Raw genomic sequence first — 22,914 nt, 5'->3', positions numbered from 1 at the left:
AAACATGGAAACAAAACCAAAATCACTCAAAACGATTGATATTACTTGTTTTACAACAAAATAAAAATCAAAATAAACATCCTAAAAATCCCCAACACCTTTTTCAAACGCATCCAAAAACGTTAAAAATCACTTAAATTCAACTTATTTTTGAACAAACTTCCACTTTTCTTCGTTTTTGAGTTTCTGTCAATAAATTGTCACATTTAAACCGCGCCAACCTGTATCGCAAGTCTATTTTTAGTACTTAATTATGTCAAAAACATACTATAATTGACTAATAAATGACAAAAACAAGAATAACAGATGGGATGTGCGACACTTCTTGAGAAAAACTTTTCTAATCCTCACTAGCTTCACAATATTTGCAACGCTAATTTCCCTTATTTTTTCGAATGTTTATGCGGAACAATCTACTTCATGGCTAGAACAAGAACTTGACGGCAACGAACCATTTATTAACGCTGTCGAACGCCGGTTAAATAAAAGCCGCGAAGAAGTAAATTTACAAGATTTGGAAAGCATGACGACATTAGATGTCGAAAACGCTTCTTCATTCCCTGAAAAAATTACTGATTTTAAAAATTTGACCACATTAACTGTACAGATGGGAACGATTACGGAAGTACCAGATAACTTAGCTGAATTAAAAAAGATTACTACTTTGAATTTATATAAAAATAATTTGACTGAATTTCCTATGGTGGTTTTCCAGCTGCCAGTTTTAGATTCATTGCAATTAGCCAATAATTCCATTAAGGAAATACCGCCTGAACTCACTTCTATGTCCTCTCATTTAAGTAGCTTAGGGCTTCAAAATAATCAATTGATTTCTATCCCTACTGAATTTTTCACTATTGATTGGGCAAGTGGCTACTGGCCACCACTTGGGCTTAGACCATTACTTACTTCCCTTGCAGGAAATCAAATTACATCAGATATTCCCGCAGACTATCTCGATAATTACAACAATGGTGGAAATATGCTGGAACATTATTCTTATAAACAAGGTCAAGATCAATTAGTTTATAACGGCGAACCTATTACCGTACCTTTTAATACAGACTTTAAGCAACTAAGTCCCGATGAATCTAAGCTAGGACTCGCTTCCAATAAAGCCCTTTTTGACGCACATGAATTTGAATACTACGATGACGGCTCCTCCACTCTCGAAAACGGTGTGGCGACAAAAGAAGGTCCCGGTTTCATCACAATCAAAAGCACTTTGTCTACCAAATCCAATCCATTCGCTAAAGTTCGCGTTCCGATTGTTGTGGAAGCTCCCCCAAAAGGCGCTGATATTACAGTGGAATATAAAAGCACTACTGGCGAAACGCTTGCACCCATCGACACATTAGAAGGTTTACTGGATGCAAATTACACGTCTAATCCTAAAACCATTACTGGCTATACTCTAACGGAAACGCCTGCAAATGCGAACGGTACTTTTTTGAAAGAACCACAAACAGTCACATACATTTATTCCAAAGATCCCGTTCCCGCGGAGCCAGTCACTGTTAATTACGTGGATGATAAAGGCAAAGAACTAGCGCCATCCGAAACATTTACTGGGTTTATTGATGACCCTTATGTATCTCTTGAAAAAACAATTGACGGTTATTCATTAGTCAGCGCACCTACAAATGCCAACGGAAAATTAACAGCGAATGCGCAAACAGTTAATTACATTTATCAAAAAATACTCATTCCGGCCGAACCCGTAACAGTCAATTACATTAGTGATACCGGCGAAAAACTAGCCGACCAAACCTTATTAAAAGGGAATATTGGAGACCCTTTTTCTACTTCACCCGAAACAATTACGGGTTACAAACTAAAAACAACCCCAACTAATGCAAAAGGGACATTCTCCGATAAAACACAAACGATTGAGTATGTTTATGAAAAAAAGAAAAATTTACTAAAAAAAGGCTCCACTTTAAGTGTAAAGCGGAATAATTCAACTTCTGCTCCAACAGAAATAAGCGCTGCAAATAAGCCGAAATTACCTAAGACAGGCGATACAAAACCATTAGATTCAACACTAGCAGGCCTATTTCTTCTAGCTTCAACTATCATATTATGGAGAAAAAATAGCCATTAATACAAAAAGACGATAAACTGATGTTTATCGTCTTTTTAATGGATAAAAAAATAGACTGTATACAAAATGATTTCTCAAATTGTTACAATCCATCTTTTCTAAACTCTCTTTTAAATCGTTTGTACTTTTCTCGCTAGGCACATAATTCCTGCAATAACTGCAAGTACGCCTGGAACGATCCATAGTAAGTTAACTAAGAAGAAACCACCAATACCAGCTACTAGCGTTAAGATTCCAAATACCTTTGCATTACGTTTGATTAATACTGCAAAAATAATAAGCGCAATCCCAATTACTAAAGCAACTCCAGATAAAATTACTGTTAAGCCACCCATAGCAGCAAGTGCTTCAGTGTCAGCAGTAGTCATAGCCGCTGTTTCGGATAATTCTTCACTCCCAGAAAGAGCAGCAAGAAGACCTCCACTTGCGATTCCTGTAATACCAGCGATAATACCTGTAATTCCTGCGATTAATGTTAAGATAAATTCTGGCTTTCTTGGATTCATTATGATAAAACCTCCCTTTTTAAATAGTCATTTATTAGTATACCATTATTTTGCTCGGAAAATGTAGACATTTCGTGTATTTTATTGCAATTATCTTTTTATTGTACAATTTTAATTTATAAAAAAGACCTTTCACTTAGAAAGGTCTCAAATATCTTCGCGTTCTAGCCATAAACTGAGAAGTACATCGTTTTCTTCTTTAATATCTTCTTTTGTCATTTCAGGTTTAATGTCTACTTTTTCAAGAATTTCAAATTGAATGGTCTCAATGCCATGTTCCTTTGCTTCTTTTGCCATTTCTGGTGGTAGCATGTTTCCTGCTCCAATTTTTATTCCAAATGCAAGTTTATTGGCGATTCCTTTTAAGTCCATTGTGTTATCAATTAAGTATTTACCACTTTTTGTACTGATAAAACGGTAAACGCCGGCATCGGGGGCTTTTTCTTTGTATGCGCGAATTAGTTCTTTACGATTGTCTTTATTCATTTATTTCACGTCCTTAATAACCTGCTTCTTGTAATAGTTTGCTTAATGTTTTGAGGCGTTCACTGAGGAGTTCATCATCGTTTTTTAAAGCTTGTTCGAATAATTGCATGTCCTCATCAATATATTCGTTATCTTCACAAACGGCAATAGTCAGCGCATCCCCTTGCAAACCAATACGATCAAGCGTGGGATTCTCTTTGTCATACAAATGAGGTAAACGGTAAGCATCTTTAAAATGAACTTTGGTTCTAGCGATTAAAATGGCCAAGTCGAGCACACGATGTAGCGGAAGTTCTTCAGATTGGCGCGACCATTTATCACCCGTGTGACGCCAAACTTTAGCGGAAATATCTACTTTGCCACGATCATTCCACTGCGCAAGTCCAAGTGAAAGTCCCTTAGCATCTGAATGATAAGCGTTCTTGCCGTCTACTTCTTCATAATTTTCAACAACGATTACTGGTTTATGTTTTAAGGTAGTTGGAATCTTCATGAGATTTCTCCTTTTAAATTTTATTAATTTACTAAATTAGTATATTACTAATTTTATAAAATGTAAAGAAAAACTTTCCCAGCTATTAGGAAAGTTCGTTTTTCATATGTAATTGTTGCAAGCCATCTGATAATTCAACTAGGATAGTGCGCTGATTCGTTACGTTTACCATGCCTGAGTCGGTTTGATACGTGCCTGTTGCCGGGAGAACGTAATCATCTAAGCCAATCATCTCGCCGTTTTCAACGTTGCCTGTAATATACCAAGGGTGGCCGAGGAGTTGTTCTGCTTCTTGAAAATGTCCGCGTCTAATAAACGCTCGAATGTTAGTGGAACTTATTTTAGTTTGATTCGTTTCAATTACTGGGACGGATGTGACACCAATATCATAGGGCTTACATAGGTCCCGGAGTAAATCTACGTCAGAATCGCGCCCTTTCCCAAAATTAAATTCGGAACCAACGACGATATGCGATAAATTCAAATTGGTTAAATGGTCTCTGACAAACTCTTCTGGTGTCGTTTCCGCATACCGAGGTGTGAATGCTGTTTCGATTAAATGATCGACACCGTAATGCGCGAGCCAGCGTTCCTTTTCCATTCTTGGTGTAAGCATTTCGCGATATATTTCGATTTGTTTTAAAGCCCAAAGTGGATGTGGACTGAAACTAATAGCGGTTAATATTTCATTTTCTTTTTTTATGGATAAGGCTGTATTTAAAATGGTCTGATGGCCGATATGTACCCCGTCGAATTTGCCGATTGTTAAAACCGCGGGACGACTATCCTTATTTGGTGCGAGCGTTACATGTGATACTTCCATTGGCTGATTTCCCCCATTCCTCTCTAAGTTTAAAGCATAACAAGGGGCTCGTGCAAATTTATTGATTGCATAAAAAAAGACCTTTTCTAGTTTCGAAAAGGTCTTGAAAAAATTTATTCTACTGTCACACTTTTTGCTAAGTTTCTTGGTTTGTCGACGTCGCAATCACGGTGAAGTGCTGCGTAATAAGCTAGTAGTTGGCACGGAATGACGCTTGCCAGTGGCGTTAATAATGGATGCACTTGCGGAATAACAAAGCGGTCGCCTGGTTGTGCGACGTTTTCCATTGCGAATACACAAGTTTTTGCTCCACGTGCTAATACTTCATTGACATTTCCGCGAATATTCCAGTTGATAGATTCTTGCGTGATAAGCGTTAAAACTGGTGTGCCGTCTTCGATAAGCGCGATTGTTCCATGTTTTAATTCGCCACTAGCAAAACCTTCAGCTTGAATATAAGAAATTTCTTTTAGTTTAAGAGCAGCTTCCATCGCTACGAAATAATCGATATTTCTACCTAGGAAGAACGCGTTACGAGAAGTTGCTAAGTATTCACCGGCGATGTGCTCAATCACTTCTTTGCTAGAAACCATTGCTTCCATTGCTGTTGCGACAATTCCTAATTCAGCAGCTAAATTAATGTTAAGTGCTTCTTCGTCACCAATTTCGCGACCAAGAGAAACGGCAAGTACCGCCAACACAGAAATTTGGGCTGTATAAGCTTTTGTTGAAGCGACAGCGATTTCTGGACCTGCGTATAAATACATCGAATGATCCGCTTCACGGTCTAGCGTCGAGCCTGGTACGTTTGTTAATGTTAATGTCCGGTAGCCAAGTTCTTTCACTTTAACAAGGCATTGACGGCTGTCGGCAGTTTCACCACTTTGCGTAATAAAAATAAATAGCGGTTTTTTAGACATTAATGGTAAATTATAAGCAAATTCGCTGGAAACATGTACTTCTACAGGGATTTTTGCCATTTTTTCGATTAAATTTTTTCCGACTAAACCAGCATGATAGCTCGTTCCACAAGCAACGATATGAATGCGGTCAGATGATAAAATTTCGTCAATGATAGTTTTGTCGACATTGATTTCGCCAGCTTCATTTTGATAAGCTTGGATGATTTTACGTGTTACAGCTGGTTGTTCGTCGATTTCTTTTAACATATAGTGCGGGTATGTGCCTTTTTCGATGTCGGACGCATCTAGTTCGGCTGTGTAGCTTGCGCGAGTGATTTCTTCACCTTCTAGCGTTTCTAAAGTGAAGCCATCTTTTGTCACAATCACGATTTCTTTATCCATAATTTCCACGAACTCGTCTGTTTCTTTAAGAACAGCCATGGCATCACTTGCGATAACGTTGAAGTTTTCGCCTTTTCCGATTAATAATGGGCTTTTATTTTTTGCTGCGTATAGTGTTTCTGTATCGGTTTGGTCAATTAAGCAGATTGCGTAAGAACCATGAAGTAACGACAACGCTTTTTTGAATGCTTCTTTAGTCGAAAGTTCTGCTGCAAAGAGTTCAATAAGCTGAACAATTACTTCTGTATCCGTATCACTAACAAATGAATGATTTTTTAAGTATTCTTCTTTTAAAAGGGTATAGTTTTCGATTACGCCGTTATGAACCATTGTAAAACGACCAGATTTGCTTTGGTGCGGGTGGGCGTTTTCGTGATTTGGTTTACCGTGTGTTGCCCAGCGTGTATGTCCGATTCCGGTTGTACCGAATGCATCACTTGGTACAAGGCTCGCAAGGTCTGCAATCCGTCCTTTTTCTTTAACTACTGTTACTAGGTCTTTGTTTTGCAAAGCGATTCCCGCAGAGTCATAGCCGCGGTATTCTAATTTTTCAAGACCTTCTAATAAAATGCCTTTTGCATTATTTGTTCCAATATATCCAACGATTCCACACATAATAAAACTCCTCCAATAATTAACTTGAGGGCAGACTTATCCAATTTCAAGCCCTCTACATTTTTTGGTTTCCTTGGAGGGTAAAAAACATGTTTCATTACTACTCTGTCCACTTGGTCACCCAAGTGATTTGTAAGTAAGACTTAACGACTGCATGCACAGCCGGGAGACTCCCGCCGAAATTTCGATTAATCTCCTCCTCGTCAACTGACCGATACTTTTCAGGGATTTCACCTTCAAGCATTTTCGTCCCAATCAGTTCTGGCGCTTCTATTTAATTGTACGATCCTCCTTCACTACTTTTCAAGGAAACAAATTCATTTTACAATAATATGTATACTAGGTCAAGCATTATATATAGCCGTTTAATTAAAATTGGTCTATACATTGACAAAAAATAACAAATGACTAATAATATAGATATGATATAAAAAGGAGCGAGCTGAATGGTTTTTGCCAAAAAAATAGTTGCTAGTATTGCTGTTTTCATTTCACTTGGATTCATTTATTTCCGAGTAAGCACAGCTGTCGCATTTGAAAATACAAGTAATGCTTCCCTTCTTCCTTCTACCGGAGACGCATTTTCGGTCTGGCCGATTGTTATTGGAGTAGTGCTTGTCGCGCTTGCGGTTGTTCTATTTATTAAGAAGAAAATATAAAAAAATCGTTTGAGAGCATGAGATATGCTTTCAAACGATTTTTTTATGGGCGGCTTAGGTAAATGGCTTGCTTTCCCATAGCAGACCAACCTTCTTCAAGTACACTTCTTTTTACTGCACGGTTTTTATGTCCATATGGGTCATTAATATAAAAATTGTCTTTATCAAATCCAGTAATTACCACACTGTGCATCGAATACGTGATTTTCTTTTTACCTTCTTTTGTTTGGACGGTTTGCCAATTTTTGGGTGCATGATAGTCCGTGGTAGTGATAATCCAAACTGGTGCGCCTGTGCTGAGTACGGTAATGATGTCTTGAATGCTATTCCCGCTAATATCGTGGACGTGTGCTTCATTAACGTATTTAGCAGCCAGTTTAGCAATAGGCGCATGATTCACGCCAAGACCAGGGCTATCGCCGCTAATGCTCCCGACAAATGCTTTATCCGGATTACCGTGTAAACCATTTTGTTCGATTGGCGTTGTCGGGAGATTATTCGCTAACTCATTTTTAGTGACGTATTTCCCAGTGAATTGCAAGAGCATCGCTAAACTAGTTACTTCGCAGCCATTAAAAAGCGTAGGAGCATCCATTTGATTCACTAGTGGCACATCTAATCTTACATTAAAAGGTTCGTTGTCTAATTTATAAACGACTTTGGCGCTTTCGAGTTTGACGGTTGGTGAATAAAAGGTATATTTCGTATTTAGAAGGGTCAAACTAAATATACACGCTGTAATGACAAGCAGTGATTTTATCCAAATTCGCATTATACATGCTTCCTAGACATTTTCTGCTAGGACTGGCTCTCCTGGATCTTTTGTTTCTGATTCTGGCTCTTCTGTTACTTCGACCGCTTCTTCGCTCACTTCGGTATTGAAGTTGGCGATATACCCTTCTAATGAGCCGGAAATTTTTTGCATTTCTTCGGAGATAACGACTAGCTCGTCTACTTTCATTTTGTTTACTTCCGCGAATTCAAGTGCGGCTGTGGATTTTTCACCGATTTGGTTGGAAATTTCTGTTACGTCGCTAATTGACGTGTTGACTTCTTCAATTCCTGCAGCCATTTCTTCGGTTTCTTGAGATACATTTTGCATTTGAGCGGAAATATCATTGACACGGTGGAGTAAATCTGTGAATGTTGCTTCTGTTTCAGAAATGATTTTTTGACCAGCTTCCGATTCAGAAAGCCCCGTGTTCATTACTTCGATAGTTGTTTTTGACTCTGTTTGAATTTTTTTCAGGACAGTATTAATGTCAACAACAGCAAGACGTGATTGTTCAGCTAGTTTGCGGACTTCTTCGGCTACAACTGCGAACCCACGACCATGTTCACCGGCACGAGCAGATTCGATTGCCGCATTTAGGGCAAGCAAGTTGGTTTGGTCAGCGATATTTGTAACGGTATCCAAAGCTTTTTCCACTTCGCCAACGCGGTTAACTAATTGAGAAACAACGTCTGTACTTGAACGCATGACGCCACTGATACGGTCCATTTGGGACACGAGATTATTGATAACGGCAATGCCATCGTTCGTTTTTTCTGCGGAATCTTTTGTTAGGTCAGATACTTTAAGCGCGTATTCAGCCACATTTTGAACGCCGCCAGTCATTTGATCCATTGCATCCGTGCTTTCTTTCATGCTGCCGATTTGTGTTTGGATCTGTTCACCCATCATTTTCATTTCGATGTCCATTTCTGTTGTCATTGCAGAAATAATTTCCGAACTAATAATAACGTTATCACTGGAAGATTTAACGTCTGTAGAAGCTTTTTTAACGTCTTCAATCATTAATCTTAGGTTTTCGCTCATTTCATTCAAGTCGTTTGTAATATCACCAAGCTCGTCTCTACCGTTATAAGTGCTGCGGTACGACAAATCTCCACTAGCTACTTTATGTACAGCTGTTTGCAAGTGACGGATTCCTTTTAGGATCACTCTCGTAATATAAGCATTAAAAATGAATAGAGAAATTAGCACGGCAATAATAACTGCTGTGAAAATGATACTGATTTTTACACCAAAGTCAGAAATTGCTTGAGAAGAATTTTCGACTTCTTTGTAGTTCATTTCATTTAAAACATTTAATTGTTTAGTTGCATCGTCAAATTTTGTTTTGACGTTTTGGTAGTATCTGTTTTGCGCTCCAAGTAGTTCTGCGTCGTCTAGTGCGCTTGATGTGTCACTGATTACTGACGATGCGGATGATTTCATGTCTGCTAGTTTTTCTTCAAAATACGCTAATTGTTTTTTATCTTCTGCTGTTAAATTGGCTTTTTTGAAATTATGAATTGCTTGATCATTTTCGGCATAAAGATCATCAATATCTTTTATAAGGGCTGATTTTCCGTTAATAGTGTCGAACATGGTCAGGATGTCGATATTGATTTGCGCCATGTTTGTTTGGATTTTTGCGATTTCTTTCATCGGTGCGACATTATTATCAACCATATTATCTGAAAGTGTTGCTACATGACGAAAGCCAAGAAAGCTAGTCGCGCCAAGTCCGATTAACATGATGGTCGTTATAACAATATTGATGCTTAATTTTGTTTTCAATTTACGATTTTTAATTAAATTCACCCATTCCACACTCCTATTCTCTAATTCTAATTTATTATCTCATATTTTTTAAAAAAACTCCATATTTTATTGTAAAATAATTAGTTTTAATAAAAAAACGTTATAATAATTAGCGGAAATTGGCATGAAATGGGTGATAATGTTATTTTTTTATTTATTTTTTATAAAAATCTACGTAAAATGGTTTTAAGTGGTGGCATTTTTGCGAAACGATGGTCTTCTAAGACTGATTGGATTTCGAATTTAGTATAACCGAGTGCTTCGTCCATCACGATTTTCCCTGGTAGTGGAGCTGCTGCGCTATCTACGGAAACGTCGATGATAACTGGTTTCGTTGCTAGTTTGGCGTTTTCGAAAGCAGCTTCTAGGTCCGCCATTTTTTCTACTCGGAAACCAATTCCTCCGCAACTTTCGGCGAATTTTGCGTAATTAATATCTGGTAGGTCGATGGCGTAGTTTAGTTCACCAGCTGATTGTTGTTCGTATTTAATGAATGAAAGTTGTTGGTTGTTTAACACGACGACAATCATTGGCATGTTTAAACCTACCGCTGTGACGAAATCTTGCATAACCATGGAAAAGCCTCCATCACCGACGATGGCGATTGCTTGGCGGTCTGGGAATGCTTTTTTGGCAGCGATAGCTCCAGGTAAACCGCAACCCATAGTACCAAGCCACGCGGAAACGATAAAGTCATTTTCTGGGGTTAAATGTAAATAACGAGTGCTCCAAACAGTTGCAGTTCCTACGTCGATAGAGAAAATGGCATCTTTCTCAGCGATTTTTTGGATGTTCGCCATCACGACTTCTGGAGCGATTGGATCTGTTGTTTTTGCGATGTCTTCTTCTAACCATTTCCACCATTCTTGCATGTTTTCTTGGCATGCTTGAAGGAATTTACGCTCTTCTACAGGTGCGGTTTTCGCGGTTAAATTACCGATGATTTCCGCGGCATCGCCTACTAAACCAACTGTTGCGGGGAAACGTTTGCTGATTTTGGCTGGGTCAATATCGATTTGGATGCAGTCTGCTTTTTTTGGTAAATAGTCGCTATAAGGGTAATCATTCCCGAACATTAATAGTAAGTCGGTTTCTTGCATGGCTTCATATGCTGGTTTGGTTCCAATTTTACCAAGGTTTCCGAGTGCATTTGGATGGTTATCTGGAACAATGGTTTTTGCTGGTAAGGAATGAATAATCGGGATTTTCAATTTTTCTGAGAAGGCGATTAGTTCTGGTCCAGCGTGTTTAGTCCCTAATCCAGCTAAGATAACTGGTTTTTCCGCTTTTTCAATCAGTGCTACGGCTTCCTGTATTGCTGCTTCATCTAGTTTTGGATTTTCTTGTTCGAATTTGACTGATTTTGCTTCAAGGCTCGCTTTAATTACTTGTGACGGGATATCATTTGGAATCGTTAAGACAGCGACGCCTTTTTCTTTATAAGCGGTGCGGATTGCTTCATCGACCACATCCGCAAGTGTTTCGGCATTATCAATTTGTTTATTATACACGGCAACATCTTCGAAAATCGCTGGTAAATTGACTTCTTGGAAAAAGCCGGTGTTTAAGACGTCGGTTGTCACCTGCCCAGCGAGTACGAGCATTGGCACATGATCCATTTTTGCATCATACATCCCGTTTAGAAGATGAATTGCTCCGGGGCCGCCGATAGATAATGCGACACCAATTTTGCCTGTTAATTTGGTATATGCTGCGGCGGCTAGTGTCGCCACTTCTTCGTGCCGAACGTGAATAAATTCGATTGCTTCTTGTTCTTTTCGTAAGGCATCAACTACTGTATCAATCGAATCACCAGGTAAACCATATACGTGGTCGATTCCCCAATTTTTTAATGTTTGTACGAGTGTTTCACTTGCTTTTACTTTTTTCATTTTACTTTCTCCTCCCATGGATGTTTTCTCTAATGTCCAATAGTTTTCGTTTACCCTGTTTTTAAAAGAGTATTCATAAAAGAGAATTGACGAACTATTCAGAAGTGCTTATAATGAAGGCAAGGTGGTGATCAAAGAGATGCAAACAAAATTGCACTGCTCTCGACTTTCTAACAATGGCTTTAGGATTGTTTAGAAAGTAAGAGTGAAATAAACTCTTCAATCCTTCAGCTAGTTTAACCAACATTAAACTATTAAAGGAGAATTATAATGAAAGAGTTTATCGAGCCATACCAATATAATTTTATCAAAAATCAATTAGCCAATGTTTCACGCGCATACCGGTCCGCCAATGATACTTCGACTTTGAAGGCATTAAAATCGCTAACAGAGGAGAAAATCAATGAATTATTCCCGGAAAGTGTACTAGAGGAGCATAAGGAACTGTTTAGCGAGCTCCATGCGATTACTTCAACCAAAGAAGCAGAGCCGTTTTTAGAGGGGGTAAAAGCCTATGTGATTCCTTTCGCGCCACCTAGTGATGTGAAACTTAAAAAACTTTTTGCGAAAACGAAAAAATTAAAAATTCCCGCCTGGTCTAAACTAAATTTGCGCGACTATACTTTTTACGGCTGGAACGATATCGCTCAGCAGCGTAAGTATATCGTGACTTACGAGGACGGAAATTTGGTCGGCGTACAAGGAACTATTTCTACAGAGATTCAAAAGGGCGTTTGTTCGATTTGTCACTCGCATTCCAAAGTATCGCTCTTTATGGCGAAAACGAAATCTTCGAGCGACGGTATTTATACGACAAATGGCAATTACATTTGCTACGATAGCGATGTTTGTAACGAGCAAATAAAAGCACACGAAACGTTAGATGAATTTATAGAGGTTGTTAAGAAACGTAAATAAAAAACAGAAAGTCTCTCATTATTGTTTGAGAGGCTTTCTGTTTTTATTTAATCGAATCACGCAGTTTTTTTCGTTGAGTATCCATCCAAGTTTCTTCTGGAAATTCACTTAGTAAGTTGTCGGCGAATTCGGCTAGGTCGTCACCAACAACAGCTTTTAGTTCTAGGTTGTCAGCTGCGGCATTTTCGAACATTTCGAGGACATTTTTTAGGATTTCGAACATCCCTGCGCCTTTTGCAAAGCTCCATAAATAGGTTTCGATTGCTTTCATTGCGGTTTTGTAATCTTCTGGCAAAGCAGCTATTCGTTTTTTGTACTGCTTATAATCTCGTTTTTCTTCGCGGTATTTTGTGTACCATTTAAACATTAGGCTTGCCCTCCTTTAACTTGCATGATTTTTCCTTGCATAAAGTCCCAACGCTTCCAAAAAATGGCTAACTCTTCTTCTCCAGCCGGACTTAATCTGTAAAATTTTCGTGGTGGACCTAATTCTGATTTTTTCTTTTCTATCTCGACTAATCCTTTTTTCTCAAGGCGGACGAGAATGGTGTAGACGGTTCCTTCGACGATTTCATCAAAGCCTAGGTCGTTAAGGTATTTGGTGATTTCATAGCCGTAAGTTTCTCCTCTAGAAATTCGCTCCAAAATCATTCCTTCTAAACTACCTTTGAGTAACTCGGTAAGTCCTTTCATTTGAATTCACTCCTCTACTAGTTGTTACTAGGTACAAGTATATAGTAATACAAAGTAGATTGATTGTCAATTGATTTTTAGAAAAAAGATAGCAATTCTTATTGCATTTGTAGCAGGAATAAAAGTATACTAAAATAGAATTAAATTCCAACCTATCTACTTATACTTCTTAGAAAGGAATAAATAATATGTTATCTTTCATTAAAACTTTAGTATGGTGTGCCTGTTTTTTAGAATTTATTTTTGCCTTTTATACGTTAAAAGCTCTGGGAGACGCGATAAATTTATTCCCTGTCATTAGTTTGACAGCATTTGTTATGCTAGCTCATTGTGTTTGTTGCATTATCCTCACACGTTCTCTAACTATTAACAATAAAATTATCTTTCTATTTATTAGTGGGATTCTATTGTTAGGCGCCAACCTAATAGAAGATCTATATATAAATCCGATTCCTGGTGCACTTTATATTATAGCTGGGATTATCGCAACTATTTATGATCGAAAAATCGATGCATCACAAAATTAGCTTTATAAAATTAGAAAGAGAGACGCATAATAGCGTCTCTCTTTTTGTTTATTGAAATAGTACTTCTGGGTTTTGTTTCATCGCGGTTAAATTGGCGATGTTGACTGTTAAAAATTTCTTTTTAGGAGCTTCTAATGTTTCAAGCCATTCATTTGTTAGGTTTGTGGCAATTTCGGCTGCGGCATCATCTTGACAAATAAATCCGATATTTTTGTATTGGCATTTTTCATGGAGGTTAGCGTAGTGATGTTCTTCGCTTTCTTCGGGGTTGAAAATGTCCATGTAAAAATTGCGGTTTCCTTTCAGAAATTGCATGTGGGTATCGTGTGAATCTACTAGATTAAAGTCGCGTTTGGTGAACTGGTTGATTGCTTCTGATTTTACGCTAGCGAGATCGAAACTTACGGTTGTGTTTGGTTTTTCTAGGTTTTGAAGTTGGCTTGCCTCGAATGATTTAGCTGCTTCTTGGTCGGATGTGAAGGCTTGGAGTTGTTCTTCGACGCGGTTCATTTTTGTTTCAAAGTCAAGTTCGTTTAGGAGATTTTCGGTTTGTCTGATAACATTAATCGCTTCTTCAAATTGGTCGTTTTTTATGTAGGAAGTCACTTTTTCGGCTGCTTCAATTTTAATTTCTTGTTGCATTGCCGTGGTCATATCGCGCCACGATTCCCACTTTTGTTGCCAGTTTCCCATGGTTTATTCTCCCTTATCCGATAATTTTCTTTAAATAGTTTTGCGTTTCTTTGAATGGTGGTACGCCGCCGTATTTGCGGACGTTTCCTGGTCCAGCATTATAGGCTGCTAAAGCTAGTCTTAGGTCGCCATCGTATTTTTTGATGTATCCTGCGAGTTCTTTCGTTCCCGCATCGATATTGGTGGCTGGATCGGTCCGATTAGAACCGGCCATTAGCTGCATTAGACCTGTTGCGCCAGCGCTTGAGACAACATTTGGATTGTAATTGGATTCTACTTGGATGACGCGTTTGATGAGTGCTTCTGGGACGCCGTACTTGGCTGCAGCTGTTTTGATTAAGTCGCTATATTTCCCTTCGTTTTCCGCACTGATTGGTTTGATTTGGTAGTTGTTCCAATTGGTTAGCTCTCCGGTTGGTGCTGCAAGAGTCTCGGTTGTCGTACTAGATGTGGTTACAGCAGACTTGGTTTCCGATTGATTGATTAATGCTTCGTACGCTTCTCTGGCGCGAGTTAGTTCGGCATCGGTGACTGTTTGCACATTAGTCGTAGTTGTTTGCTTGGTCGCATTTAAGCGTTCGTTTAATTTTGTTTCAAACGTAGTGGCCGATTGTTTTGCTGCTTCGAACGCGCTTTGAAACTCGGCTTGTCTAGCACTTATTACTTGTTCTACTGGATTCATCCACGGCACTCCTTTGTTATACTAGCGTTTCCATCAGCTTACTCGTTTCTTCAAGCGTAACACTTTCATCCCGCAACTGTTTTAAAAATTGGTGGATGAAATAAGACTTTTCTTTACTTGTAAAAATGGCCGCGTTATCGCTTGTTTGCTCGATTGTTCCAAGTTTAAAATACAATTCATTTTCTTGGTAAATACTCATCCATTCGCGAATTTTCGAAGCAGATTTCCACTGACTTTCTGGAACGATTTCTTCCATCACCCGGCTAACGGAGCCGAGAACATCAATGGCAGGATAATGATTTTTTGTGGCGAGTTCACGGGTTAGAACGATATGTCCGTCTAAAATCCCCCGCGCTAAATCGGGTACCGGGCCATTCATATCGTCGCCATCAACTAGGACTGTATAAATACCAGTAATCGAGCCATTTTTTGTTTTACCAGAACGTTCTAGTAATTTCTTCATATAGGATTCCATTAGCAGTGTTTTTCCGCCGATTGGCAAGTCTTTGACGGCGATATCAACACTTCTTCTCGCATCAGCAAAACGAGTGACCGAATCCATCATTAAAAGGACCGTTTTACCTTGATCACGAAAATGCTCCGCTATCGAAGTGGCTAGTTTGGCGGCGCGCAGTTGCATAAGATGGCTTTCATCAGATGTAGCCGCGACAATCACGCTTTTACGCAATCCTTCTTCACCTAGATCTTTACGCAAGAAATCTTTTACTTCCCGCCCACGCTCGCCGACTAAGCCGATCACATTAATGTCTGCTTTGGCATTACGGGCAATCATTCCGAGCAAGGTAGATTTCCCAACACCCGAGCCGGCGAAAATACCGATTTTTTGACCGATGCCAATGGTTAACATCCCGTCAATTGCTTTGATGCCTGTTTCGAGTGTTTCGGTGATTTCAGTTCGACTAAAAGCATGAATTGGTGGTGCTTCAAGCGGCATTTTTTGTTTAAATTTAGCAGTACCAGCTTCCTCGTTTAAAATGTCACCGGATGCGTTGAGGACTTTTCCAAGGAGGTATTCATCAGCCGGAATAGTGATTTTCGTGTCAGTTACGTAAACCCAGTCGCCATATGCTACTTTGTCGCTCTGATTAAATGGAAGCAACATGTTGTTTTCTTTTTCGATGGAGATTACTTCGCAGAGCACTTTGTTTTCACCGACCATGACGGTATCGCCAATTTTCACTTGAGGGCCTTTAGAAATATAGACTTGTTCTTGGACTGTGTGGATTTTCCCCTTTTGGATGTATGGGACGGTATTTTTTAGTTCTTGCCAAGCTTCGGTTTTTGGCGACCAGTTCACGGTTTATCGCCTCCTAGAATTTTCCGTTCGGCATTTTGTTTGTGAAGTGTTTGGAAAATTTCGGTGATGCGGTAGTCGAAGTATTCCTTTTCTTCTTCTACAGTAAATTCGCCGTAATCGAGTCGCATATCGAAGTTCCAATGGATATTTTCTAAAAGCCAGTCGTATTTTGTCCCTGTATTTTCTTCTTTTAGAGCTTTTAAGGTTTCTGGATGCGTGGTGACGTTTAGTTTGTCGAAAGCAACTGGGAGTTTTTGAATGACTTCGGTTAGCATTGGTAAGACTTCGATTTGGCGGGTGTCGATTGCTTGGTGGACGATTCTTTCTGCAAGATCAATACTTTCATCCCAAAGGAAATCGGTGATAGTTAGATACATTTGTGTTTTTTCTTTTTCAAAAGCTTGTTTGTTTGCTTCGATTTCTGCTTCAGCTTCGCGTTTTAATTCTTCAATGGCTTGGCGTTCAGCTTGGAGTGCTGCTTTTTCGTTAGCTAATTTTTGCTGTTCGATTTCGATGGCAGATAGGTGTTTTTCGAGTTCTTTTTGATGGCTTTCTAGTTGTTCAAGTTCTTTCGAATATGGTGACTCGACTTCTTCTGTTTCTTCTATATCATCCAAATAAAACAGTTCCATTTTCACATCGGATAAAGTGACTTTACCTTTTGGGATTCGCGGATTAGATAAGGACATCCTGTTCCCCCCGTTGGATAACTATTTTGCCATCTTTTTCCAGATTTTTAACGACATTGGCGATATCTTGTTGGGCTTGTTCGACGTCAGAAAGTCTGATTGGGCCAAGGACTTCTAATTCTTCGGTAATCATATCGCGACGGTTTTTCGATACGCAAGATAGAATTTTTTCTTTGAGCTCTTCTTTTTCGTTTTTGAGTGCTCGAGCGATTTTATTGTTGTCTTGAATCTCGGCCAGAACTTGTTGCAAGGTCATGTTATCAAGCAGAATAATATCTTCAAACATAAACATTTTCTCTTTGATGCGTTCGGAAAGTTCGGCTTGTTCGGCGTCGAGATGTTCGAAAATTGTTCGTTCTAAACCGCGGGTAACGTTGTTTAAGATATTTGCGACATTTTTTATGCCGTCTGTTTTGTTCAGTGAGCTATTCGACATGGTGTCGAGCTTAATTCTTAGTAAGTTAGAAACGTTTTGCATGACTTCGCTATCGAATTGTTCTAGGCTTGCGATGCCAATGACAGTGTTAATCATTTTTTCTTCTGGCAATAAGGCTAGAAGTTTTGATGCTTCTTCTGGTTTCATGTAAGAGGCTATCATCGCGATGGTTTGTGGCGATTCGTCGCTAATAATTGTAAACAAGGAGTCAACATCATCAATTTCTCGTAAAATATCTAGCGCAGTTTCGCCGATACGTGATTCTGCTTCTACTCCGTAAATGAGTTGATTTAGTTCTTCCGTCGTCATGTCTGGGAACAAGCGTTGTAAGTGTTCACGGTCGAGTTTAGCAATTCCTCCTGAAAGAAGTTCTAATTCCCCTAAAAATTCTCTAGTTGCTTCTTCCACTGCGCCGCCGTCCATTTCTTTCATTTTGGCCATTTCACGTGCAAGGCGTTGTTTGGATGCATCAGGAAGCAAATCTACCACTTCGGTTGCGATTTGTTCATCGAGACTCCAAATAATAAGGGCGGCTTTTTCACGTCTTGAAATACCTGATTCTGCTGAAGGAGTTGATTTTTCTTCTGTTTCTTCTACTTCAACTGTTTCTAGTTCAGCATTTGTTTCTTCTAAGGTTTCTTTGAGTGTTTCTGCCATTTTTATTCCTGCCTTTCATTGAGCCATTTTTGGATGACTGCTGCGGCGCGCCCTGGGTCTTCTTTGGCCATTTCACCGAGTTTATTTTTCAAGCTTTCTTTGCGAGCTTTTAATTCTGGTTCTGATAAGTCGAATGCATCTGTTTGGAAGTTGAAATCTGGATGTTCTTCTGGGTTGATGATTGCTTCTTCGGCTGGAATGTAGTCTTTTTCTTCTGGTTCCAATGCTTCTTCTAGTTGTTCTTTACGTTTAAGGAAGATAATGTAGGCAATAATTCCAGCTGCAATGATGGCGAAGAGTAAACTTCCTGCAAGCCACCAAATCCAGGCTTTGCTTGCTGGTGCTGCTTTTTCTGTTGTATCTTTTTCTGCTGGCGTGGCGTTGTCTAAGAACTGGATCGGCATGATGGTAACATCGCCATTTTGGAAAGTACCTTCGAATGTTGGTGCGGCGGCTACTTCTCCGTCTGCGCCCGCTTCTTCGGTTGTCATATTAGGCGTTAATCCAGCTGAAACTCCAATTGCTTTTGTGAATTCGGCCATGTCTACACCATTTTTATTTAAAGCATTTTGATCAACCCAGACAACGACATTTGTCTTTGCTAGGGCTGGGTGTTTTTTGATTTCTTGGATGGTGGAGTCTAGTTCATAATTCGTTGTTTCACTCGATTTTTCGCTTGTATAGGTGTTAGTGTCGTCACCGTTTTGTTCCGTGTAATTTGGTACGTCAGCGTTTGATGCGGTTCCTGATTCCGTCGTATTCGCGGAACCTTTTGATGTGTCTGTTGATGTGTCTTTTTGGTTGCTACGTACTTTTCCGTCGTTTGGATAATGTTCGGTATTTTGTTTGATTTCGTCAAAATTAACCGTGACATTTGTATTCACGCGGAAATTATCAAGGGCAAAAATACTGGAAAGTGTCCCTTCGATATCTGTTTTCACATTTTTTCCAATCGCATTTTGGATATCAACTTCATTTTTATAAGCGGAACTGCCTTCTTCTTTGGATGTGTCTGCTTCGGAGATAACACCATTTTTCGTATCAATAATTGCTACGTCATCACTAGCAACATTTGGTACGGCTGCGCTGACGGTGCGCTGAATGCCGAGAACTTGTTCGCTTGTTAGTGTTTGATTGTTTTTGGTTTTGAGCGTTACTGCGGCTGTTCCTTTTTGGCTTGCTTCTTCAAAAATCGAACTTGATTCTGGCAACGTTAGTTGGACTGATGCGCTGTCCACGGTCGTGCCATAACTTTGAACGATTTCTTTTTCTAAGTTAACTTTTGTACCAACTTTTTCTTGCATTTTTTTATCTTCTTCACTGGCTCCAAGTGAGCTGTTTAGTAGAATGTCATTGCCATCTTGGCCTGTGTAAGGGATACCTAGATCTGCGAATTTGTCGCGAACGAGTGTCTCCACTTTTTCATCAACTAAAATGTTACCGCTTTTGTCGACGGTATAATCAACGCCCATTTTAGCTAATTGATCGGTGACTTGTTGTTGGCTTGTTTCGGATAAATTTTTATAAAGAGTAACTTCTGTTTTGGGCGTGTTCATGTAGAGTAATAACACCGTGACTACGACAAAAAGGCCGACTAAAATCGCGCCTTTGTGCCAATTCTTCAATTTCGAATACATTGTTTTTATTTTTGCCATCTTAAAAACTTCGCTCCATTTTTCTCGTGTGGACGATTGACTAAAACTCCCCCGACTAGTCTAACCGCTACACTTGCATATTTAAAAGCTGTTTGTAGCTTTCGATTACATTATCACGAATGACCGCAGCAGTTTTCATTTCTGATTCTGCTTTTTTCATTTGAATGAGTACATCACTCGCATTTCCTTCGCCCGTTGTTAAAAGGTTCGATACGGAAGTTTGCGCGTTTGATTGTGTATCACTCATACTATCCAGCATTTGCGTGAAGGTATTTCCGGCACCTGTCGCATTGTCTGTTTTCGCGGTTTCACCAAGTGTTACTTTAGGTAAGACACTTGCTGCATTAATACTTTCAATTGCCATTTCTTAAAACACTCCTTTATACTTTGCCAATTTCTAAATCTTTTTCCATCATTTTTTCATTTGCTTGTAAGGCGGAAGTGTTTGCCGCGTACATTTTTTGTCCGACCATTAAATTGGTCATTTCTGCTGTCATATCTACATTCGCGTAATTGACGTAACCCGCTTCATTTGCGTTAGGATGAGTTGGATCATAGACACGTTTGACGCTTCCTGTATCACTTGATATTTCGCTTACTTTAACACCTTTTGTACCTGTTAAAGCTGTTTCAAATGGTGTGATTTCAGATAGTACGACGCGCTTTCTAAGAAAAGGTGTCTCGCCAGGTGCGGCGCTTGAATCAGCGTTCGCGATATTGTTAGAGCTAACTTCCATCCATTGTTTCGCAGCATTTAACGCGGAGCCACTTGTGTTTATTCCTTCAAACATGGTTTATCACCTTACTTTCCACGGGCTGCTGTGTTGATGGATGAATTATAGTTGAGTGCACTGATAGCGAGCGCGTACATTTGGTTATTTTTTGTTAAGCTAATCATTTCAGAAGTGACGTTGACATTGTTGCCGTCTTCGTTGATAGAGCCGCTCTTGGTGGTCAGTTTTGCATTTGTTTCGTCTATATCGGTTCCAGCTAAATGTTTTGTGTTTGTTTTCGTTAAGTTTCCGGCCGACTCGATGCTATTCTGACCAGATGCGCGCAAACTTGAGCCAAATGATTCCTCAAAACTCGCTTCACTTGCTTTAAAATTGGGCGTATTGGCGTTGGCGATATTATTTGAAACTACTTGATTTGCTGTTTGAAGATAATTCAAGTAGTTGCCAATATGCGTGGTATAATTTTCCACTTGTCATTTCCTTCTTTCTTTTAGAAAAATTTCGCATAATTCAAGTTAGCAGCATTGCGACTTTTATTTTCAGAAAAGGCATTTTCAGTGGATTCTAATTGTTTTTGGGTGAAAAGAATACCTTTATTTATAACTTCCCTTGTTTCTTTTAAAATGGCTTCTTTTGTATCTTTTGGTAAATGTTCGGTGCTTTTTAGTAGTTCATTTAGTTTTGCTTGGTATTCTTCGAGGGTAACGTTTAATTGCCCCGTCGAGTGAAACAGTGCTTTTAACTCAGCCAAATGTGTCTTTGCTTGATTCATGTTTCATCACTCCCTCGTAGCCTTCTTTAAGCTGCGTAATAACATGAATGATCGTATCAATATTAACGGGTTGTTTTAGTAGTTGCATTTGGCGAATTTGTTCAGAAATCCATTCATATAAGCCGAAAATGTTATCGTAAAGTTCTTGCCCGGCTTCTGGATTTAATTGTAATTTTAGTTCTTCAAAGATTTTTTCCATTTTATCAAGAATAAGGTCCGCTTCGGAAAAATGCAGTTGTCCGAGTGCTTTGTCTATTTTTTTAAATTCAATAATACAACGTTCGTATATATAAATGGTGTTTTTAATGGGGTTGCTCGTGTTTAGTTCATTTTGGGTATATCGTTTCCAAGCTTGCATTTTTTTCACCTACCATTTTTATTTATTAGAACTGTTCATACCGTCGATTAGTGCGTCGAGAGTCATTGCGTCACTTTGCATGGCTTGCATCATTTCGAGCCATTTGTTGTACTGATCGGTAATATTCGTTAATAACGTGTCATTTCGGCTAGTAATGTCGGTTAATTTTAAATTTAATTTATTGATTTCATTCGTCATCGAGGTTGTTTCATCACTGATAAAGCCTGTCGAGCCAAATGTTTTGTTCAAAGATTGATACAGTTCGTCGCCAATTCCACCAATGCCAAAGAAAAATCTTTCGACGGCGCTTGGGTCTTCAGCTACCATTTTTTTCATTGCTGTTTCATCGACTTTTAGCACACCTTCTTTGTCGACACTTATTCCAAAATCGAATAATGTATTCCCATCTTTTTTATGTTGGAATACGTTGTTTAGTGCACGATTTGCTTCAAGGTCGGCAGCAGATGCTTGTAAAATCGTTCCTTTTCCCGTGTAAGTTTTCATTGTGCTTGTTAGTGCATTGTATGTATTTACAAAACTGGTGATCATGCTGGCTGCTTTTTCATCACTTTGATCTTGGATGGTTAATTTTTCAGCGCCAGTTGTTTCTTTTTTGAGGTTGATGGTCACGCCTGGGATGTAGTTGGTTACCTTGTTTGTTGCACTTGTAACGGTCGCTCCGTTGATTCTGAGTTTGGCGTCCTCTGCAGCTAAATGGTCTGGGGAATTTTGTACTAAACCGAGCGCTTCTAAAACGGTGGAATCGCCTTCGTACTTAATACTATTTTCGACACCAGTAGTTGCTGCTGTAACAACCATATTTTCGCCTAGCGTGTAAATGTTTACTTTGGCACCGGCGCTGTTAATAGTGTTCATCACATTTTTCATTGAGCTATCTGCATCAACTTTAATTTCTTTGCCATTGATTTTGATTGTCCCGCTTACACCGATTTTCGCCTCAATATCAGGTACTGCTTTGTTGTATGTGTCTGCAGTCGCCAAGTTTTGGACTTCGATAGAATAACTGCCGTTGACGGAACTGCTCGTTGATGAAACAGTAAAACTCGTTTCGTTGGATGAAGTCGCGAGTTTGGTTTTACTTTCATAAGTCGTGAAAGAGCTCATCGTTTTCAGCGACTCAGATAAAGCATTTTTTAAACTAGCATAAAGATCAATCCGTGATTGGTAGCTGGAAATTTGGTTTTGATAAGGCGTTTTTGCTTTTTCCAAACTAGCTTTTTGAAGACTAATAAATTGCGAATAATATTGCGTTGGGTCCATTAAACTGCTTGCAATCGAACTTCCCACTT

At 39.1% G+C, this 22,914-nt stretch carries 25 protein-coding genes; 3 read left to right on the top strand and 22 right to left on the bottom strand.

Going from position 1 to position 22,914, the window contains the following annotated elements; genetic code table 11:
• Positions 1 to 325: 325 nt before the first annotated feature.
• Positions 326 to 2,104 (top strand): MucBP domain-containing protein, encoded by a 1,779-nt coding sequence (locus AB2Q86_RS03870; RefSeq protein ID WP_014598968.1) that lies wholly within the window; start codon positions 326 to 328, stop codon positions 2,102 to 2,104.
• Between the two features lie 110 nt (positions 2,105 to 2,214).
• On the opposite strand, the gene AB2Q86_RS03865 is transcribed toward AB2Q86_RS03870, so the two are convergent.
• The 5 genes from AB2Q86_RS03865 to glmS all read right to left on the bottom strand — a co-directional run bounded on the left by AB2Q86_RS03865 (position 2,215) and on the right by glmS (position 6,331).
• On the bottom strand, positions 2,215 to 2,610 hold the full coding sequence (locus AB2Q86_RS03865; protein ID WP_012581759.1) for a DUF4064 domain-containing protein: 396 nt from the start codon (positions 2,608 to 2,610) through the stop codon (positions 2,215 to 2,217).
• A gap of 147 nt (positions 2,611 to 2,757) precedes the next feature.
• On the bottom strand, positions 2,758 to 3,096 hold the full coding sequence (locus tag AB2Q86_RS03860; protein WP_003730616.1) for a GIY-YIG nuclease family protein: 339 nt from the start codon (positions 3,094 to 3,096) through the stop codon (positions 2,758 to 2,760).
• Between the two features lie 13 nt (positions 3,097 to 3,109).
• On the bottom strand, positions 3,110 to 3,589 hold the full coding sequence (locus tag AB2Q86_RS03855) for a DUF6530 family protein (protein ID WP_003730617.1): 480 nt from the start codon (positions 3,587 to 3,589) through the stop codon (positions 3,110 to 3,112).
• Between the two features lie 85 nt (positions 3,590 to 3,674).
• Positions 3,675 to 4,412, bottom strand: coding sequence for an FAD synthetase family protein (locus tag AB2Q86_RS03850; protein ID WP_012581760.1), 738 nt, complete (start codon positions 4,410 to 4,412; stop codon positions 3,675 to 3,677).
• A gap of 113 nt (positions 4,413 to 4,525) precedes the next feature.
• On the bottom strand, positions 4,526 to 6,331 hold the full coding sequence (gene glmS, locus AB2Q86_RS03845) for a glutamine--fructose-6-phosphate transaminase (isomerizing) (protein ID WP_012581761.1): 1,806 nt from the start codon (positions 6,329 to 6,331) through the stop codon (positions 4,526 to 4,528).
• Between the two features lie 446 nt (positions 6,332 to 6,777).
• On the opposite strand from glmS, the gene AB2Q86_RS03840 reads away from it, so the two are divergent.
• The gene (locus AB2Q86_RS03840; RefSeq protein ID WP_012581763.1) at positions 6,778 to 6,990 is read left to right on the top strand and encodes an LPXTG cell wall anchor domain-containing protein; all 213 of its coding nucleotides are present in this window, start codon (positions 6,778 to 6,780) and stop codon (positions 6,988 to 6,990) included.
• 43 nt (positions 6,991 to 7,033) lie between these two features.
• Here AB2Q86_RS03840 and AB2Q86_RS03835 read toward each other — a convergent pair whose 3' ends face one another.
• From AB2Q86_RS03835 to AB2Q86_RS03825, 3 genes are all read right to left on the bottom strand, one after another.
• The gene (locus AB2Q86_RS03835; protein WP_003730282.1) at positions 7,034 to 7,762 is read right to left on the bottom strand and encodes a C39 family peptidase; all 729 of its coding nucleotides are present in this window, start codon (positions 7,760 to 7,762) and stop codon (positions 7,034 to 7,036) included.
• A gap of 12 nt (positions 7,763 to 7,774) precedes the next feature.
• Complete coding sequence (locus AB2Q86_RS03830) at positions 7,775 to 9,580, bottom strand: methyl-accepting chemotaxis protein (RefSeq protein ID WP_003730281.1); 1,806 nt, start codon at positions 9,578 to 9,580, stop codon at positions 7,775 to 7,777.
• Between the two features lie 161 nt (positions 9,581 to 9,741).
• Positions 9,742 to 11,472: a pyruvate oxidase gene (locus tag AB2Q86_RS03825; RefSeq protein WP_012581767.1), complete on the bottom strand. Its 1,731-nt coding sequence runs from the start codon at positions 11,470 to 11,472 to the stop codon at positions 9,742 to 9,744.
• Positions 11,473 to 11,742: 270 nt separating this feature from the next.
• On the opposite strand from AB2Q86_RS03825, the gene AB2Q86_RS03820 reads away from it, so the two are divergent.
• Positions 11,743 to 12,390 (top strand): FusB/FusC family EF-G-binding protein, encoded by a 648-nt coding sequence (locus AB2Q86_RS03820; protein WP_012581768.1) that lies wholly within the window; start codon positions 11,743 to 11,745, stop codon positions 12,388 to 12,390.
• 43 nt (positions 12,391 to 12,433) lie between these two features.
• Here AB2Q86_RS03820 and AB2Q86_RS03815 read toward each other — a convergent pair whose 3' ends face one another.
• From AB2Q86_RS03815 to AB2Q86_RS03750, 14 genes are all read right to left on the bottom strand, one after another.
• Positions 12,434 to 12,757 (bottom strand): DUF1048 domain-containing protein, encoded by a 324-nt coding sequence (locus AB2Q86_RS03815; protein ID WP_012581769.1) that lies wholly within the window; start codon positions 12,755 to 12,757, stop codon positions 12,434 to 12,436.
• A complete protein-coding gene (gene lftR, locus AB2Q86_RS03810) occupies positions 12,757 to 13,083 on the bottom strand; it encodes a PadR family transcriptional regulator LftR (RefSeq protein ID WP_003730277.1) in 327 nt (108 codons plus the stop codon). The genes AB2Q86_RS03815 and lftR overlap by 1 nt, the downstream gene beginning before the upstream one ends.
• A gap of 575 nt (positions 13,084 to 13,658) precedes the next feature.
• Positions 13,659 to 14,303, bottom strand: coding sequence for a hypothetical protein (locus AB2Q86_RS03805; protein ID WP_003730275.1), 645 nt, complete (start codon positions 14,301 to 14,303; stop codon positions 13,659 to 13,661).
• 13 nt (positions 14,304 to 14,316) lie between these two features.
• Entirely contained in the window at positions 14,317 to 14,985 is a 669-nt protein-coding gene (locus AB2Q86_RS03800; protein WP_012581770.1) for a lytic transglycosylase domain-containing protein, read from the bottom strand.
• 16 nt (positions 14,986 to 15,001) lie between these two features.
• Positions 15,002 to 16,303 (bottom strand): flagellar protein export ATPase FliI, encoded by a 1,302-nt coding sequence (gene fliI, locus AB2Q86_RS03795; RefSeq protein ID WP_003730273.1) that lies wholly within the window; start codon positions 16,301 to 16,303, stop codon positions 15,002 to 15,004.
• Positions 16,300 to 16,992: a FliH/SctL family protein gene (locus tag AB2Q86_RS03790; protein ID WP_012581771.1), complete on the bottom strand. Its 693-nt coding sequence runs from the start codon at positions 16,990 to 16,992 to the stop codon at positions 16,300 to 16,302. Before AB2Q86_RS03790 ends, fliI begins: the two co-directional genes overlap by 4 nt.
• Positions 16,979 to 18,085 (bottom strand): flagellar motor switch protein FliG, encoded by a 1,107-nt coding sequence (locus AB2Q86_RS03785; RefSeq protein WP_003730272.1) that lies wholly within the window; start codon positions 18,083 to 18,085, stop codon positions 16,979 to 16,981. The genes AB2Q86_RS03790 and AB2Q86_RS03785 overlap by 14 nt, the downstream gene beginning before the upstream one ends.
• 2 nt (positions 18,086 to 18,087) lie before the next feature.
• Entirely contained in the window at positions 18,088 to 19,740 is a 1,653-nt protein-coding gene (gene fliF / locus AB2Q86_RS03780; protein ID WP_012581772.1) for a flagellar basal-body MS-ring/collar protein FliF, read from the bottom strand.
• Positions 19,741 to 19,807: 67 nt separating this feature from the next.
• Positions 19,808 to 20,104: a flagellar hook-basal body complex protein FliE gene (gene fliE / locus AB2Q86_RS03775; RefSeq protein ID WP_003724447.1), complete on the bottom strand. Its 297-nt coding sequence runs from the start codon at positions 20,102 to 20,104 to the stop codon at positions 19,808 to 19,810.
• Positions 20,105 to 20,120: 16 nt separating this feature from the next.
• Positions 20,121 to 20,531 (bottom strand): flagellar basal body rod protein FlgC, encoded by a 411-nt coding sequence (gene flgC, locus AB2Q86_RS03770; protein ID WP_003721832.1) that lies wholly within the window; start codon positions 20,529 to 20,531, stop codon positions 20,121 to 20,123.
• Positions 20,532 to 20,542: 11 nt separating this feature from the next.
• Positions 20,543 to 20,944: a flagellar basal body rod protein FlgB gene (gene flgB / locus AB2Q86_RS03765; protein ID WP_012581773.1), complete on the bottom strand. Its 402-nt coding sequence runs from the start codon at positions 20,942 to 20,944 to the stop codon at positions 20,543 to 20,545.
• Between the two features lie 20 nt (positions 20,945 to 20,964).
• The gene (locus AB2Q86_RS03760; protein WP_003727195.1) at positions 20,965 to 21,246 is read right to left on the bottom strand and encodes a hypothetical protein; all 282 of its coding nucleotides are present in this window, start codon (positions 21,244 to 21,246) and stop codon (positions 20,965 to 20,967) included.
• Complete coding sequence (gene fliS / locus AB2Q86_RS03755) at positions 21,218 to 21,604, bottom strand: flagellar export chaperone FliS (protein ID WP_003730268.1); 387 nt, start codon at positions 21,602 to 21,604, stop codon at positions 21,218 to 21,220. Before fliS ends, AB2Q86_RS03760 begins: the two co-directional genes overlap by 29 nt.
• Before the next feature lie 18 nt (positions 21,605 to 21,622).
• A complete protein-coding gene (locus AB2Q86_RS03750; protein WP_012581774.1) occupies positions 21,623 to 22,912 on the bottom strand; it encodes a flagellar hook-associated protein 2 in 1,290 nt (429 codons plus the stop codon).
• Positions 22,913 to 22,914: the final 2 nt, after the last annotated feature.

The organism is Listeria monocytogenes, assembly GCF_041765605.1.
GTDB lineage: Bacteria > Bacillota > Bacilli > Lactobacillales > Listeriaceae > Listeria > Listeria monocytogenes_D.
Note: the sequence above shows the minus strand (reverse complement) of the source record. Positions and strands in the feature narration are given on the sequence as shown.

What these genes read in the sequence shown, in the direction of transcription:
- fliS (WP_003730268.1), bottom strand. Translation starts at nt 21,604, where the DNA reads ATGCAAGCTTGGAAACGATATACCCAAAATGAACTAAACACGAGCAAC.
- flgC (WP_003721832.1), bottom strand. Translation starts at nt 20,531, where the DNA reads ATGTTTGAAGGAATAAACACAAGTGGCTCCGCGTTAAATGCTGCGAAA.
- AB2Q86_RS03835 (WP_003730282.1), bottom strand. Translation starts at nt 7,762, where the DNA reads ATGCGAATTTGGATAAAATCACTGCTTGTCATTACAGCGTGTATATTT.
- AB2Q86_RS03860 (WP_003730616.1), bottom strand. Translation starts at nt 3,096, where the DNA reads ATGAATAAAGACAATCGTAAAGAACTAATTCGCGCATACAAAGAAAAA.
- AB2Q86_RS03820 (WP_012581768.1), top strand. Translation starts at nt 11,743, where the DNA reads ATGAAAGAGTTTATCGAGCCATACCAATATAATTTTATCAAAAATCAA.
- AB2Q86_RS03825 (WP_012581767.1), bottom strand. Translation starts at nt 11,472, where the DNA reads ATGAAAAAAGTAAAAGCAAGTGAAACACTCGTACAAACATTAAAAAAT.
- AB2Q86_RS03805 (WP_003730275.1), bottom strand. Translation starts at nt 14,303, where the DNA reads ATGGGAAACTGGCAACAAAAGTGGGAATCGTGGCGCGATATGACCACG.
- AB2Q86_RS03760 (WP_003727195.1), bottom strand. Translation starts at nt 21,246, where the DNA reads ATGAATCAAGCAAAGACACATTTGGCTGAGTTAAAAGCACTGTTTCAC.
- glmS (WP_012581761.1), bottom strand. Translation starts at nt 6,331, where the DNA reads ATGTGTGGAATCGTTGGATATATTGGAACAAATAATGCAAAAGGCATT.
- fliF (WP_012581772.1), bottom strand. Translation starts at nt 19,740, where the DNA reads ATGGCAAAAATAAAAACAATGTATTCGAAATTGAAGAATTGGCACAAA.
- AB2Q86_RS03840 (WP_012581763.1), top strand. Translation starts at nt 6,778, where the DNA reads ATGGTTTTTGCCAAAAAAATAGTTGCTAGTATTGCTGTTTTCATTTCA.
- AB2Q86_RS03855 (WP_003730617.1), bottom strand. Translation starts at nt 3,589, where the DNA reads ATGAAGATTCCAACTACCTTAAAACATAAACCAGTAATCGTTGTTGAA.
- AB2Q86_RS03850 (WP_012581760.1), bottom strand. Translation starts at nt 4,412, where the DNA reads ATGGAAGTATCACATGTAACGCTCGCACCAAATAAGGATAGTCGTCCC.
- lftR (WP_003730277.1), bottom strand. Translation starts at nt 13,083, where the DNA reads ATGAAAGGACTTACCGAGTTACTCAAAGGTAGTTTAGAAGGAATGATT.
- fliE (WP_003724447.1), bottom strand. Translation starts at nt 20,104, where the DNA reads ATGGCAATTGAAAGTATTAATGCAGCAAGTGTCTTACCTAAAGTAACA.
- AB2Q86_RS03800 (WP_012581770.1), bottom strand. Translation starts at nt 14,985, where the DNA reads ATGAATCCAGTAGAACAAGTAATAAGTGCTAGACAAGCCGAGTTTCAA.
- AB2Q86_RS03785 (WP_003730272.1), bottom strand. Translation starts at nt 18,085, where the DNA reads ATGGCAGAAACACTCAAAGAAACCTTAGAAGAAACAAATGCTGAACTA.
- AB2Q86_RS03865 (WP_012581759.1), bottom strand. Translation starts at nt 2,610, where the DNA reads ATGAATCCAAGAAAGCCAGAATTTATCTTAACATTAATCGCAGGAATT.
- AB2Q86_RS03815 (WP_012581769.1), bottom strand. Translation starts at nt 12,757, where the DNA reads ATGTTTAAATGGTACACAAAATACCGCGAAGAAAAACGAGATTATAAG.
- AB2Q86_RS03790 (WP_012581771.1), bottom strand. Translation starts at nt 16,992, where the DNA reads ATGTCCTTATCTAATCCGCGAATCCCAAAAGGTAAAGTCACTTTATCC.